Below are 14,332 nucleotides of genomic sequence, written 5' to 3' on the forward strand. Positions count from 1 at the left end.
GGGAGCAGCCTAGGAGCCGCGGACGAGAGCTTCCAGCCCGGCCTCGTCGAGCAGCTCGGCGGGCCGCACCGTCGTCCCGGAGGTGACGTAGACGAACGCCGCGCCGACCTTCTCGACGGGCAGCCCCGTCCAGCGCGACCACGCCAGCCGGTACGCGGCGAGCTGGACCTCCCGCTGGGCGCGGTCGGCGGGATCGGTGGGTTCGCGTCCCGTCTTCCAGTCCACGACGACGACGGCGGGCGGCTCGCCGGGTGCCGGCGGCGGTGCGTCGGGATCGACGAAGACGGCGTCCATGCGCGAGCGCACCATGACACCGGCGATGGGCGTCTCGACGTCCTGCTCGACGGCGACCGGGGTCCGCGCCGCCCAGGGCGTCTGCTCGAAGCGTCGGCGCAGCTCGTCCAGGGCGAGGTCCGTGGCGGTGTCCTGCTCGTCGGCACCGGGCAGGTCGTCGACGTCCACGAGGGAGGCCGCGGAGTAGAACTGCTCGACCCAGGCGTGGAACAGCGTCCCGCGGCGGGCGTGCACCGTGGGTTCGGCGGGCACGGGCCGGCGCAGCTGGCGCGCGAACTCGTCCCGGTCGCGGGACAGGCGCACCAGCCCGGAGGCCGAGACGTGCGCGGGCATCTCGACGGTGGGCTCGTCGTGCTCGGCCTGCTCGGCGAGCAGGATCCGGGACAGCTCGACGAGGTCGTGCCCGGCGTCGTCGCGCAGCGCGCCGTCGTCCGGCACCGCGCCCTGCCGGGCCGCCTCGGTGACGCGGGCGGCGGTGGCACGCAGGACGTCGCGCGGGGAGACCTCCGGACCTGCGGTGTCCCGCGGCGCCGGCCACACGCCGGACCGCTCGAGGTCGTCCCGGGGGTTGCCGTCCGTGGCGTCGGGCAGCGCGTGCCAGCCGCTGGTGTCGACGAGGCCCTCGGCGGCGAGCTCGACCAGGAACGGCGAGACCCGACGCGGCCGGGACCCCGTCCCCCACCAGTGCGCGGTGCAGAAGAGCTCGCGGCGGGCCCGGGTGAAGGCGACGTAGGCGAGCCGGCGCTCCTCGGCGAGCTGGTGGGCCCCGCAGTCCAGGACGAACTCGTCCCGGCGGGCGACGAGGTCCTTGGTGTCTTCCGCCTCGTCGAGGCGGAAGACGGGCAGGTCGTCCGCGTCGCCGCGCAGCGGGTAGGGCAGCTCGCCGAGGCCCGTGAGCCAGCCGGAGTCGGTGCGACCCTTCGACGTCTCGGCGATGGTCGGGAAGACGCCGTCGACCAGTCCGGGCACCGCCACGACGTCCCACTCCAGGCCCTTGGCGGCGTGCGCGGTGATGATCTGCACCGCGTCGGGGTCGGGTTCTCGCACGGGCATGTCCAGTCCGCGCTCCTGGTCGTCGGCGACGCCGAGCCAGGCCAGGAACGCGCCCAGCGTCGCCACGTCGGCGGACTGAGCGAACCCGGCGGCGACGTCGCGGAACGCGTCCAGGTGCTCGCGGCCCCGACGGCTCACCCCTTCGGCGGCGGTCGCACCGCCGGTGGCGACCAGCCCGTCGGCGAGGATCTCCGCCGTGGCGACCTCGACGTCGAGCCCGAGCGCCCGCTCGGCGACGACGACCAGCTCGGGCAGGGACAGGTACGTCAGGGAGCGCAGCCCGCGCAGCAGCCGGGAGAGCGCGGCCAGCCGGGCATGCCCGTCGGGGGTGAGCACGCGGCCGTCCCGGGCGGCCCGGCCGGGCTCGGGCAGGTCGTCCAGGGCGTCGACGAGGGAGCGGTGGTCGACGACGTCGCCCTCCACGACCGTGGGGTCGTCCGCCTCCGGGCCGTCGGGCCCCTCGGGTGCTGCGTCGGTGCGCGACGGGGAGGGCCGCGGGGCGTCGCGGCGCGCCAGGTCGGCGGCCCAGGATCCCAGCGCGTGCAGGTCGGCGGCCCCGAGGTTCACGCGCGGCCCGGTCAGCAGACGCAGCAGCGAGTCGCCCCGCGAGGGGTCGTGGACGGCTTCCAGCAGCGCGACGACGTCGACCACCTCGGGCGTGCTCAGCAGGCCGCCGAGGCCGACCACCTCCACGGGCAGCCCGCGCCGGCGCAGCGCCGTCTCCAGGGCCGGGAACTGCGACCGCACGCGGCACAGCACCGCGGCGGTGACCCGGTCGGAGTCGTCCGGGCGGCTCGACCGACGCCAGCGGGCGGCCACGAAGTCCGCGACGGCCTCGGCCTCCTCCTCCAGGGTGGCGGCCACGTGGGCGGTGACGGACCCCGTGCCGGCGCCGGGGCGCAGGTCCAGCGGGGGCACCCGGACAGCACCGGCGCCGTTCTCCTCGCGCAACGGGCGGGACGCCACGTTGGCGGCCTGCAGGACGGCGGCGTCGTTCCGCCACGACGTGCTCAGGTAGCGCACCGCGGCCGTGCCGCCGTCGGCGTGCCGGAACCGGTCGGGGAACCGCGACAGACCGGACGCGGAGGCCCCGCGCCAGCCGTAGATGGACTGGTGCGGGTCTCCCACGGCGGTCACGGGGTGCCCCCCGCCGAACAGGCCGGCGAGCAGCTCGACCTGCGCGTGGGAGGTGTCCTGGTACTCGTCGAGCAGCACGACGCGGTAGCGCGCGCGTTCGGCCGCGCCGACCGCGGGCACGGTGCGCGCGAGCTCGGCGGCGAACGCCACCTGGTCGCCGAAGTCGAGTGAGTCGGTGTGGCGCTTGCGACGCCGGTACTCGGCGACGAGGTCGAGCAGGCGGGCCCGTTCGGCCACCGAGCCGATGAGCGCCTCGACCTCCTTGGTGCGCTGCCGCTGGCGCGGACCGAGCGGCAGGTTCTCGAGACGCTCGACGACGTCCTCGAGCGCCGCGCGGGCCTCGTCGACGTCGCGCAGGTGCTCCCCCAGCGCCCCGGACAGCGACAGCACGGCCCCGACCACGGTGCTGACCGCCTTCTCGGTGCCCAGGTCGCCGTCCCAGGACTCGACGATCTCCGCCGCGAGCTGCCACTGGTTCGCCTCGCCGAGCAGCCGCGACCCGGGCTCGACGCCGAGGCGCAGCCCGTGGTCGCCCACCAGGGAGGCGGCGTACGCGTGATACGTGGCGACGGTCGGGCGGGCCAGCAGGTCCAGGTCGGACGACGACCCGCCCCGCGCCCGCGCGAGCTGCCCCAGACGGGACTGCACCCGCGCGGACAGCTCGCCGGCCGCCTTGCGGGTGAAGGTCAGGCCCAGCACCTCCTCGGGCTCGACCAGCTCGTTGGCCAGGAGCCACACGACGCGGGCCGCCATCGTCTCGGTCTTGCCCGACCCGGCGCCGGCCACGACCAGCACCGGCTCCAGCGGCGCCTCGATGACGGCCACCTGCTCGTCGGTGGGGGCGGGACGCCCGAGCAGCCCGGCGATGTCCCGGGCCGACAGCCGCGGCGCCGCGGGCTGCGCGTCCTCGTCGTCCGGGCCGGCCAGCGCGGGGAAGCCGAGCTGCGCGCTACGGTCCTGCTCCGGCAGGGCGGACCAGGCGGCGTCGTCGAGCAGCAGCTCCTCGTCGTGGCGCGGCCGACCGGCGTCCGGCGTCGTCACGAGATCACGCTCCGTCCCTCGGTCTGCACGGGGCAGCTGCGCCGCACGGGGCACATGGTGCACAGGTCGTTCTCCCGGGCGGTGAACGCCGAGGCGGCCATGGTGTCGGCCGCCTGCTCGACGAGCGCACGCGCCCAGCTCGACCCGTCGGGCTCGACCTCCAGGGCCGGCTGGGTGCGCAGGGTGGCACCGCGGGCGCCGTTGGCGACGTAGACGAGCCGCGCCCCCGCGCTCCGGACGCCGTCGGGGAGGTCCAGGGCACCGGACTCGACGGCGAGCTGGTACGCGCCGAGCTGCGGGTTCTCCGCCGCCTTCGCCTGCGCGGGCATCGACCGGCCGGTCTTCAGGTCGGCGACGACCACGCCGTCGTCGTCGGGCTCGACCCGGTCGATCTTGCCGCGCAGGCGCGCACGGCCGACCGTCAGGTCGAACGCGGGCTCGACGAGCAGGGGCTCACCGTGCTCGGCGGTGTAGGCCGCCAGCCGCTCGATCATGGCCTCGGCGCGGCGCCGGAGCTGGCGGGTGGGCCATCCCTCGGACAGCGCGAGCTCGGGCCAGCGGCGGTCCAGCTCGGCGCGCAGCACCGACAGCGACGCGGCGGGGTGCTCCTCGGCGATGCTGTGCACCAGCGTGCCGAGGCTCTGGTGCGTGGCGTCGGGCGCGGTGCCCCCCGCGGACTCGAAGGCCCAGCGCAGCGCGCAGGAGTCCACCGTGTCGACCTTGGAGGGCGAGACGGTCACCTCGTCCTCGGGTCCCCACAGGGGCGCGTCGCTGGAGGCGTGCGCGACGCCGTACCAGGTCCGCGGGTCGGCCTCGGCGATCCCCGCCTCCGCCAGCCGGGCCAGCAGCGCGGCCGCCGTCCCGGCGGCGGTGTCCGCGTCAGCGGCGCCCCCGTCGGCACCCGCGCCGGCGCCGGTACCCGCGTGGGCGTCGGCGGCGGGGGGCTCCTCGCCCGTGTCGTCCCCCGCGGCGAGGCGTGCCGTGGCGGCCCGGACCAGCTCCGCCCGCGCGGCCGCGACGATGCCGCGCAGGTCCAGCGGCGGACCGACGCCGACGCGACGCGGGTCGGTACCCTCGCCGTCGTCGCCGCGGGGGTCGACGAGGTCGCAGAACACCGAGGGGCTGTCCTCGGCGTCCTCGACGGCCGTGACGAGCAGACGGCGGCGGGCCCGCGAGGTGGCGACGGCGAAGGCGCGCAGCTCGTCGGCGAGCACCTGGGCCCGCGCCTCCTTGCCCACGCCGTGGGCGTCCGCGGACCGGCCGGCGAGCAGCTCCACCAGCGCCTGCGAGCCGAGCAGGGAGTCGCGCAGCCGCAGGTCGGGCCACACACCGTCCTGGACGCCGGCGACCACGACGACGTCCCACTCCCGGCCCGCGGCCCCGGCCGGTGTCAACGCCTCGACCGACCGGGTCCCGGTCGCCGAGGCCGCGAGCGAGTCGGCCGGGAGGTCCTGGGAGGCGAGGTAGTCGACGAACGCTCCGACCGGCGCCCCGGGCATGCGCTCGACGTACGTCTCAGCCGCGCGGAACAGCGCGAGCGCGGCGTCCAGGTCCCGGTCGGCCCGCACACCGGCCGGACCGCCCGCGAGCGCCAGGTCGCGCCAGCGGTCCGCGAGGCCCGTGGCGGCCCACACGGCCCAGAGCACGGTCTGGGCGGTCGCCCCCTCGACGGCGGCGGCGTCCCGGCCCGCGGCGAGCACCCGCGCCACGGCGAGGGGCCCGCGACGCACGACGGCCGGCAGGGTCGCCGCACGGTCCGGGTCGCCGAGCACCTCGACCAGCAGCGCGTCCGACGAGCGACCGCCCCCGCCCGAGAGCTCCTCGGCCCGCAGCGCACGACGCAGCCTCCGCAGCGCGACGACGTCCAGACCGCCGACCGGTGAGGTGAGCAGCAGCGCCGCGGTCTCCGGGTCGAGCAGGGGCGGCGGTTCCGAGGAGCCCTCGGCCAGGATCCGGTCCAGGGGTCCCGGTCCGGCGCAGACCCGCAGGGCGGCGAGCAGCGGCACGACGGCGGGCTCGTCGCGCAGCGGGACGTCCGACCCGAGCAGGGCCACCGGCACCGAGGCCGCGACGAGGTCGCGCCGCAGGGAGGCGAGCCGGTCGCCGCTGCGGGCCACCACGGCCATGCGCTCCCAGGGGGTGCCGTGCAGCAGGTGCTCCGCCCGGAGCTCACGGGCGATGTACGCGGCCTCCTGGGCGGTGCCGGCGAGCACGGCGACGTCGGCCCGTGCGTCGTCGTCCGGCCGGTCGTCGCCGTCCTCCGCTCGGGTGTCGCCGTCGTCCGGCCGGGCGGCCGCGCCGCGGTGCAGGGCGCCCGAGACGGTCGCGACGCGGGACGTGACCGCACGGGTGACGTCGCGCAGCCGCTCGGGCTGACGCCACGCGGTCCCCAGGACGACGGTGCGCGCGTCGAAGGCCCCGACCTCGCCCCGGCGCGCGGCGGCACGGCCGACCAGCCCGGGCACGGCACCCCGGAAGCCCTGCACCGCGATGTCCGGGTCGGCGAGGAGCGCGAGCCGGGCACCGTCGTCGTGCAGCACGCCGAGCAGCCGCGCGGTGGCCACCGTGGCCTCCTGGTAGTCGTCGACCACGACGAGGTCCCAGCGCGGCGCGGGGGTGTCGGGGAGCTCGTCGCGCCAGGTGGCCAGCGCGTGCGCCGCCTCGTCGACGACGACGGCCGGGTCGTAGCGCTCCCCGGCGTCCGGGGTGCCGAGGCGCAGCGCCATGACGTCCAGGTACTCCTCGTACAGGCGCGCCCCGAGCTCCCACTCGGGGCGCTCGTGGCGGCGGCCCAGCGCGGCGAGGTCGGCGGGGGCGAGCCCCCGCTCGGCCGCCCGCATCAGCAGGTCGCGCAGCTCCTGGCGCAGCCCGCGCAGGCCCAGCGACTCCTCGGGCAGCCCGTCGGGCAGCGGCAGCGGGGTCCCCTCCCCCGCGAGCCGACCCTCCAGGAGCTCGGCGAGCACGAGGTCCTGCTCGGGCCCCGAGACCAGGGTGGGCGCCGGTTCGCCCAACGCCCCGGCCCGGGTGCGCAGCACCGAGAACGCCGCCGACGCCGCGGTGCGCACCATCGGCGCACCGATCGTCCGGTCCGCACCGGCGGCCACCTCGTCGCGCAGGCGTGCCGCCGAACGCCGGGTCGCGGCGAGCACCAGGACGCGGGCCGGGTCCAGTCCGTCGCGGATCGCCTGCACGGCGATCTCGCGCGCGACCGTCGTCCGGCCCGTGCCCGGTGCGCCCACGACGAGGCAGGCGGGCGCCGTGAGCGCCTCGGCGACCGCGGCCTCCTGCGTCTCGTCCAGCACCACCGCGGCCCCGGCGTCCTGCGCGGGGGCCGGCGGCACCAGGCGGACCGCGGCACGGGCAGCGCCGGTCGGGGAGCCGGGCGAGGGGGCGGTGGCTGTCACGGGGACGATTCGACCACGACCCTCCGACACCCCGGCGGCGTTCACCCTGCGCGGACGGCGCCGCCGACCCACCCCCCGGGTGCATAGGATCAGGTCAGCCAGATCCACCCGGCGTCGCAGGCGCGACGCCGATCGCGAAGGAGACATTGTGGAGATCACGATCGGTGTGCAGAACCTGAACCGCGAGCTGGTGGTGGAGACCGACCAGAAGCCCGAGGAGGTCGCCGAGGCGGTCCGCGCGGCGCTCGAGGGCGGCAAGCCCTTCGAGGTCAAGGACACCAAGGGGCGCCAGATCATCGTGCCGTCGTCCGTGCTCGGCTACGTGGAGATCGGCAGCGGCGAGCAGCGCCCGGTCGGGTTCGGCTCGCTCTGACGCCGCGGACCGCCTCCGGCGACGCGGCCGGGACGACGGCGGGACGGCGGCCGTCCCGCCGTCGTCGTCCCGCTAGGCCGCGAGTCGGAGCCGGTCCATGCGCCGCGTGTGCTCGGCGGTGAGCCGCGCGACGAGCCACGTGCGCGCGCCGTCGGGCTCGACCTCGTCGGCGCCGTGGGCCCCGGGGGCCCGTGCGGCCAGCTCGTCGAGACCCGGGTGCTGGTCCAGCAGCACCGTCACCAGGCTCAGCGCCTCGCCCACCACACGCCGCCCCCACAGGGCCAGGCGCGAGGCCAGCACCTCGTCGCCGGCCCCGAGACGGCCCAGCACCTCGATGGCCTCGGCGTCGGCCCCCGCCTCCGCGCCCGCTGCCGGACCGGGTGCGGGCCGGTCGAGCACCTCGCGCAGCTTCTTGCCGACGGGGTCCTCCACGCCGGCCGCCAGGGCGCGGCAGAAGTCCTGGGCGACCCCGTGCCCGAGGACGCCCTTGAGCACGCCCTCGGCCCAGTCGTCGGTGCGGGTCCGGGTGTCGAACTCGGTCAGCGCGTCGGCGAAGGGGGCCATGACCTCGGCCGCCGAGCCCTCGACCACGGCCAGGACGGCCCGCTCGCGGTCGAGCGCACGGTCGGCGCCGTCGGCGAGCGCCTGGCGGACGGCCAGGTCGGGAGCGTCCACCGACCGGGTGGCGAGCAGCCCGAACTCGGCCAGCTCGGAGTAGGCGGCGAAACCCACCAGGTCGACGACGGCGGCGGGCACGGCGGAAGGGCGCTGGCTGCTCACCGGACCAGGATAGGTGTCCCCGTGTCGAACGCCTCACCCGCCGACGGGGCGCGTCCGATACCATGGCCGAGTACCTCGGTTGCCCGGTCGTCTCGATGCTGACCTGACGCGCACACCGCGCGACGTACTTCCGCGATCGGCTGCCGACCACTCCGGCGCAGCGTGCGATCCGCGGCCCGACCGCGAGGTCCGTCGCGCCGACGACATGTGAAGGCACCAGTGACCACAGACACCACCGCCGAGAACGCCGCCACGGCGCCCGGCACCAACGAGCCCGACTACTCCACCCCGGCGGCGATCCAGGCGCAGGACGTCAGCTTCGCCGACTTCGGGGTCCGCACCGAGATCGTCGAGGCCCTGCGGGACACCGGCATCACCCACCCGTTCCCCATCCAGGCCATGACCCTGCCGGTCGCGCTCCAGGCGCACGACATCATCGGCCAGGCCAAGACCGGTACCGGCAAGACCCTCGGGTTCGGCGTGCCGCTGCTGCACCGCGTCGCCGCCCCGGGCGAGCCCGAGTACGACCTGCTGCCGGCCCCGGGCAAGCCGCAGGCGATCGTCGTCGCCCCCACCCGCGAGCTCGCCGTCCAGGTCGCCAAGGACCTCGAGTCGGCCTCGACGCGCCGCTCGGTCCGCATCGTCCAGATCTACGGCGGTCGCGCCTACGAGCCGCAGATCGAGACCCTGAACAACGGCGTCGAGGTCGTCGTCGGCACGCCGGGGCGCATCGTCGACCTGATGAACCAGGGCCACCTGAACCTGTCCCGCGCCGCCACCGTCGTCCTCGACGAGGCCGACGAGATGCTCGACCTCGGGTTCCTGCCCGACGTCGAGAAGATCCTGGCGCGCACCCCCGCCGTGCGGCACACGATGCTGTTCTCGGCGACCATGCCCGGCCCCGTGGTCTCCATGGCCCGCCGGTACATGAAGCAGCCGACGCACATCCGCGCGGCCGACCCGGACGACGACGGCGCGACGGTGAAGAACACCCGCCAGGTCGTCTACCGCGCGCACGCGCTGGACAAGGTCGAGGTCCTGGCCCGGATCCTGCAGTCCGAGGGCCGCGGCCGCACCATCGTCTTCACCCGGACCAAGCGCACCGCCGCGAAGGTCTCCGACGAGCTGCGCACGCGCGGGTTCGCCGCCGGCGCCATCCACGGCGACCTCGGCCAGGGGGCCCGCGAGCAGGCGCTGCGTGCGCTGCGCCACGGCAACATCGACGTGCTGGTGGCCACCGACGTCGCCGCCCGCGGCATCGACGTCACCGACGTCACGCACGTGATCAACTACCAGTGCCCCGAGGACGAGCGCACCTACCTGCACCGCATCGGCCGCACCGGCCGTGCCGGCAACAAGGGCACCGCGATCACGTTCGTCGACTGGGACGACGTGCCCCGCTGGCAGCTCATCAACAAGGCGCTCGACCTCGGCTTCCCCGAGCCCGTCGAGACCTACTCCTCCTCGCCGCACCTGTACACCGACCTCTCGATCCCCGAGGGCACCAAGGGCCGGCTGCCGAAGGAGAAGCGCCAGCTCGGCGGCCTGGAGGCCGAGGAGCTCGAGGACCTCGGCGAGACCGGCAAGCGCTCGGGCGGCCAGGACCGTCAGGGCGGTCGCGGTAGTCAGGGTCGTGGCAGCCAGGGCGGCCAGGGCGGTCGCGGCGGCTCCCGTGGCGGCGGCGGACGGTCCCGCGGCGGCCGCGGCGGCCAGGGCCAGCGGTCCGACGGCGCAGCCCGTCCGGAGCAGTCCGGCCCCGCCGGCCAGGGCTCCGACCAGGCCGCGAACGGCGAGGGCGGTCAGCGCCGTCGTCGCCGTCGTCGTCGCCGCAGCGGTGCCGGCGAGGGCCAGGGCGGCAGCACGCCGTCGGCCACGACCGACTGACGAGCCACCCATGCGCCCGGCCGACGGCCGGGCGGACCGGTTCCCGGAGGGCGGGGCCGCGGTACTCCCGCGGCCCCGCCCTCCGTCGTCCGCCGGTCGTACGGTGAGGGCATGCAGCTCACGTTCACCGCGCCCCTGTGGCAGTGGGACGCGCGCCAGGACGACGCCTGGTGGTTCGTGACGGTCCCGCCCGACGAGTCCGACCTGCTCGCCGAGGTGCCCCTGCCGCCCCGCGGCTTCGGGTCGATCCGCGTGCAGGTCACGGTGGGCGCCACGACGTGGCGCACCTCCGTGTTCCCCTCGAAGGAGCAGTCCGGCTACGTCCTGCCGATGAAGAAGGCCGTGCGACGCGCCGAGGGACTCGCCCCCGGGGAGCCGGTCGAGGTCACGCTGACACCGGTCGACCTCTGACGCGCCCGTCCGTGCCGCCCGGGTCCGGCCCGTCCGGGTCCGGCCCGTCACGCGGTGGCGATGAACTCCATGACGGCGTCCGCGATCTGCTGGACGGCGATGGCGGCCAGCAGGATGCCGGCGATCCGCGTGATGAGGGTGACCCCGGAGTCCTTGAGCACACGGTGCAGCACCTCGGCGAACCGCATGGCCAGGTAGAGCGAGACGTGCACGAGCACGATGGCCAGCGCGATCGCGACCACCGACGGGACCCAGTCGTCCTCGGTGTTCGCCTGCTGGACGAAGACCATCGTCGCCACGATCGCGCCCGGCCCGGCGAGCAGCGGCGTCCCCAGCGGCACCAGCGCGACGTTCGCCCCCGGGGTCGCCGCCGTCGCCTCACCGTTCTCGAAGTGCCCGGTCAGCAGCTGCATCGCCACGATGAGCAGCAGCAGACCGCCGGACGCCTGCAGGGCGGCCAGCGAGATGCCCATGTACGACAGCAGCTGCTGGCCGAACAGCGCGAAGGTCACGATCACGCCGAACGCGACCGTCACGGCCTGCAGCGCCGCCCGGCTGCGCTGCTTGGCCCCCATGGTGGAGGTCAGCGCCAGGAACACCGGGATGGTGCCGGGCGGGTCCATGATCACCCACAGCGTGACGAACGCCTGGGTGAAGAGGGTCAGCTCGATCACCTGGTCCACGGGCGCAGCACCTCCAGCGTTCCTCGCTCCTCGATCTCGGCCAGCACCGCGGGGTCGGTCCGGTGCTCACCGAGCCGGTTCTGCTTGCCCGCCCCGTGGTAGTCGCTCGACCCGGTGACGAGCAGCCCCAGCTCCTGCGCGAGGCCGCGCATCCGGGCGCGGTCGGGGTCCGTGTGGTCGCGGTGGTCGGCCTCCAGACCGGCCAGCCCGGCCTGCGTCAGCTCGGCGATCGTGTCCTCCGTGACGACCCGTCCCCGGGTCCCGGCGCGGGGGTGCGCCATCACGGGCACACCACCGGCGGCGAGCACCCCACGCACGGCGTCGGCGGTGTCCGGCGCGTAGTGCGGCACGTAGTAGGGGGCGCCGGGGTGCAGCATCGTCGCGAAGGCCTCGTCGCGGTGCGCGACCACGCCCGCCGCGACGAGGGCGTCGGCCAGGTGCGGACGCCCCACCGTGGCCCCGTCGTGGGTCTGCGCCACGACGTCGTCCCACGTCAGCGGGAAGTCCTCGGCCAGCCGCTCGGCCATGCGCCGGGCACGCTGCACGCGGTCGTGACGCGTCCGTTCCAGCTCGGACCGGAGCGTGGGGTGCTGCGGGTCGTGCAGGTAGGCCAGCAGGTGGACGCTGATGCCGCCGGACGGCGTGTGCGCACGCGTCGAGATCTCGACGCCGCGCACCAGCGCCACGCGCGTGTCCGGCACCGCGGCGGCCGCCTCGTCCCAGCCGACGGTGGTGTCGTGGTCGGTGAGGGCGACGACGGTCACGCCGGCCGCGGCCGCGGCCTCCATGACACCTCGTGGCGTGTCCGTGCCGTCCGAGGCGCAGGAGTGGGTATGGAGGTCGATCACCCGCCAAGTGTAGGGACGCGCCGCCATGCCCTCACACGCTCTCCACGCGCTCCTCGGACCACCGGCGCACCGGCGGAGGAGGATGGAGAGCGTGACTGTTCCGCTGATGTCCCGCACCGACACGCCGACGCCGACCCAGCAGGTCGGCGTCGTGCTCGTGCACGGCATGCGCCAGGACGCCTCGGCCTGGCGGGACCAGGTGGCGCACCTCGAGGACCTCGGCCACGCCGCTGTCCCGGTCGATCTGCCCGGGCACGGCCGCCACATGGCCGAGCGCTTCTCCTTCCGGCGTGCCTGGGAGCACCTGGACGACGCCGTGGCCTCGTTCCCGCAGGGCACCCCGGTGGTGCTGGTCGGCCAGTCGCTGGGCGGCTACGTGTCGCTGGGCTGGGCCGCCGACCGCGCGCACGACGTCACGCGGCCGCTGCTCGGTGTCGTGGCCTCCGGGTGCAGCACCGAGCCGCGCGGCAAGCCCGTCCGGCTGTACCGGGACGTGGCCGACGGCGTCGCCCGGGCCGGGCAGGCCCTCCGCCGTCGGCTGCCCGGGCCCGTCCCGACGACGGACGACCGGCCCGGATGGGACCTCGTCACCGACGCGCTCGGCGAGCTGGCCGGCCGGTCGGCACTGGCGGACCTCGGGACGATGACGGTGCCGGTGTGGCTCGTCAACGGCTCGCGGTGCCATCTGCGCTGGCAGGAGCAGCGCTTCGCGCGGGCGGCCGACCGGGGGGCGCTCGTCGTCGTCCCCGGGATCGGACACGACGTACATCTCGATGCACCCGATGAGTACAACCGGGTGCTGAGCCGCGCCCTGGCCGACTTCGCACGCCGGTGACCCCGGCGGACCGCGCGGGCGGCACCCGGGTGCGGCGAGGTGCGAGACTGGCACCATGAGCGACACCACCCCGGTCGACCGGCCCGCGGACGAGCAGATCACCGAGCGCGGGAGCAACCGGTCCCAGCGCCCGACCTCGGACGCCTTCAAGCAGTTCATCACCTCGCAGTGGGGTCCGCGGCAGGACCTCGGCGTCACGCCCGGCCGCGCCGCGCCGTACACCGCGGCCCGCCGCGCGCGCCTCTCCGCGCGCTTCCCCGGCACCCGCCTCGTCCTGCCGGCCGGGCCGCTGAAGCAGCGCTCGAACGACACCGACTACCGGTTCCGGCCGCACTCGGCGTTCGCGCACCTGACCGGGTTCGGCACCGACCAGGAGCCGGACGCCGTGCTCGTGCTGCACCCCACCGCCGAGGGCGAGGGCGACGGCGGGTCGCACCACCACGCCGTGCTGTACGTGCGCCCCCTGGCCCCGCGTGACACCGAGGAGTTCTACGCCGACGCCCGCTACGGCGAGTTCTGGGTGGGCGCCCGACCCACCCTCGACGACGTCACCACCGCCACCGGCGTCGAGGCGCGGCACGTCGACGAGCTGCGCGAGGCCCTGGCCAAGGACGTCGGCGCCGACGGCGTGCAGGTCCTCGTGATCGCGGAGGCCGACGACGAGATCACCGCCGTCATCGAGGCGATCCGCACCGAGGCCGGCACCGAGGAGTCCGCCTCCGACGACGCGCTGGCCGAGGCGGCCTCCGAGCTGCGCCTGGTCAAGGACGAGCTCGAGATCGAGCTCGTGCGCGAGGCCGTGGACCGCACGATCGACGGGTTCGCGGAGGTCGTCCGCGCCCTGCCGCGCGCCGCCGAGCACCGCCGGGGCGAGCGCGTCATCGAGACCACCTTCGACGCGCACGCCCGGCTCGAGGGCAACACGGTCGGCTACGAGACCATCGCCGCGGCCGGCGAGCACGCCACCACGCTGCACTGGATCACCAACGACGGCGTCGTGCGCTCGGGCGAGATGGTGCTGCTCGACGCCGGTGTCGAGATCGACGAGCTGTACACCGCCGACGTCACGCGCACGCTGCCCGTGGACGGCGAGTACACCGACGTCCAGCGCCGCATCTACACCGCCGTGCTCGACGCCGCGGACGCCGCGTTCGCCGTGGCGAAGCCCGGGGCGAAGTTCCGCGACATCCACGCCGCCGCGATGGAGGTCATCGCCGCCCGGCTCGAGGAGTGGGGGCTGCTGCCGGTGAGCGCCGAGGAGTCCCTGTCCCCCGAGGGCCAGCAGCACCGCCGCTGGATGGTGCACGGGACCTCGCACCACCTGGGTCTCGACGTGCACGACTGCGCCCAGGCCCGCCGCGAGATGTACCTGGACGGCGTGCTCGAGCCGGGGATGGTGTTCACCATCGAGCCGGGGCTCTACTTCAAGGCCGACGACCTGGCCGTACCCGAGGAGTACCGCGGCATCGGGGTACGCATCGAGGACGACGTCCTGGTCACCGCCGACGGCAACGAGAACCTCTCCGCGGCGCTCCCCCGGCGCCCCGAGGACGTCGAGGCCTGGATGGCGCGCGTGCGCGCCTGAGCAT

10 protein-coding genes are annotated in these 14,332 nt (G+C 75.8%); 5 read left to right on the forward strand and 5 right to left on the reverse strand.

The window, feature by feature from the left end; all coding sequences use genetic code 11:
• Positions 1-9 precede the first annotated feature (9 nt).
• Entirely contained in the window at positions 10-3,525 is a 3,516-nt protein-coding gene (locus tag V5O49_RS11550; RefSeq protein WP_332902366.1) for an ATP-dependent helicase, read from the reverse strand.
• Positions 3,522-6,830 (reverse strand): ATP-dependent helicase, encoded by a 3,309-nt coding sequence (locus tag V5O49_RS11555; RefSeq protein WP_332902947.1) that lies wholly within the window; start codon positions 6,828-6,830, stop codon positions 3,522-3,524. The genes V5O49_RS11550 and V5O49_RS11555 overlap by 4 nt, the downstream gene beginning before the upstream one ends.
• A gap of 247 nt (positions 6,831-7,077) precedes the next feature.
• On the opposite strand from V5O49_RS11555, the gene V5O49_RS11560 reads away from it, so the two are divergent.
• Positions 7,078-7,302, forward strand: a complete 225-nt coding sequence (locus V5O49_RS11560) for a DUF3107 domain-containing protein (protein ID WP_332902367.1) — start codon at positions 7,078-7,080, stop codon at positions 7,300-7,302.
• A gap of 72 nt (positions 7,303-7,374) precedes the next feature.
• Here V5O49_RS11560 and V5O49_RS11565 read toward each other — a convergent pair whose 3' ends face one another.
• The gene (locus tag V5O49_RS11565; RefSeq protein ID WP_332902368.1) at positions 7,375-8,082 is read right to left on the reverse strand and encodes a ferritin-like fold-containing protein; all 708 of its coding nucleotides are present in this window, start codon (positions 8,080-8,082) and stop codon (positions 7,375-7,377) included.
• Between the two features lie 219 nt (positions 8,083-8,301).
• On the opposite strand from V5O49_RS11565, the gene V5O49_RS11570 reads away from it, so the two are divergent.
• The gene (locus V5O49_RS11570; RefSeq protein ID WP_405001173.1) at positions 8,302-9,966 is read left to right on the forward strand and encodes a DEAD/DEAH box helicase; all 1,665 of its coding nucleotides are present in this window, start codon (positions 8,302-8,304) and stop codon (positions 9,964-9,966) included.
• Between the two features lie 111 nt (positions 9,967-10,077).
• Complete coding sequence (locus V5O49_RS11575; RefSeq protein WP_332902369.1) at positions 10,078-10,377, forward strand: DUF1905 domain-containing protein; 300 nt, start codon at positions 10,078-10,080, stop codon at positions 10,375-10,377.
• 47 nt (positions 10,378-10,424) lie between these two features.
• On the opposite strand, the gene V5O49_RS11580 is transcribed toward V5O49_RS11575, so the two are convergent.
• Both V5O49_RS11580 and V5O49_RS11585 read right to left on the reverse strand, forming a co-directional pair.
• Positions 10,425-11,060 carry a MarC family protein gene (locus V5O49_RS11580; protein WP_278236684.1) on the reverse strand — a complete coding sequence of 212 codons (636 nt, stop codon included), beginning with the start codon at positions 11,058-11,060 and terminating at the stop codon, positions 10,425-10,427.
• Positions 11,048-11,908, reverse strand: coding sequence for a PHP domain-containing protein (locus V5O49_RS11585; protein ID WP_332902370.1), 861 nt, complete (start codon positions 11,906-11,908; stop codon positions 11,048-11,050). The genes V5O49_RS11580 and V5O49_RS11585 overlap by 13 nt, the downstream gene beginning before the upstream one ends.
• Positions 11,909-11,999: 91 nt before the next feature.
• Here V5O49_RS11585 and V5O49_RS11590 point away from each other — a divergent pair, with 91 nt between their 5' ends.
• Both V5O49_RS11590 and V5O49_RS11595 read left to right on the forward strand, forming a co-directional pair.
• Positions 12,000-12,743, forward strand: coding sequence for an alpha/beta fold hydrolase (locus V5O49_RS11590; RefSeq protein WP_332902371.1), 744 nt, complete (start codon positions 12,000-12,002; stop codon positions 12,741-12,743).
• A 55-nt stretch (positions 12,744-12,798) separates the two neighbouring features.
• Entirely contained in the window at positions 12,799-14,328 is a 1,530-nt protein-coding gene (locus V5O49_RS11595) for an aminopeptidase P family protein (RefSeq protein WP_332902372.1), read from the forward strand.
• Positions 14,329-14,332: the final 4 nt, after the last annotated feature.

Origin of the sequence: Isoptericola haloaureus (genome assembly GCF_036689775.1) — a bacterium.
In the GTDB taxonomy this organism is placed as follows: Bacteria; Actinomycetota; Actinomycetes; order Actinomycetales; family Cellulomonadaceae; genus Isoptericola; species Isoptericola haloaureus.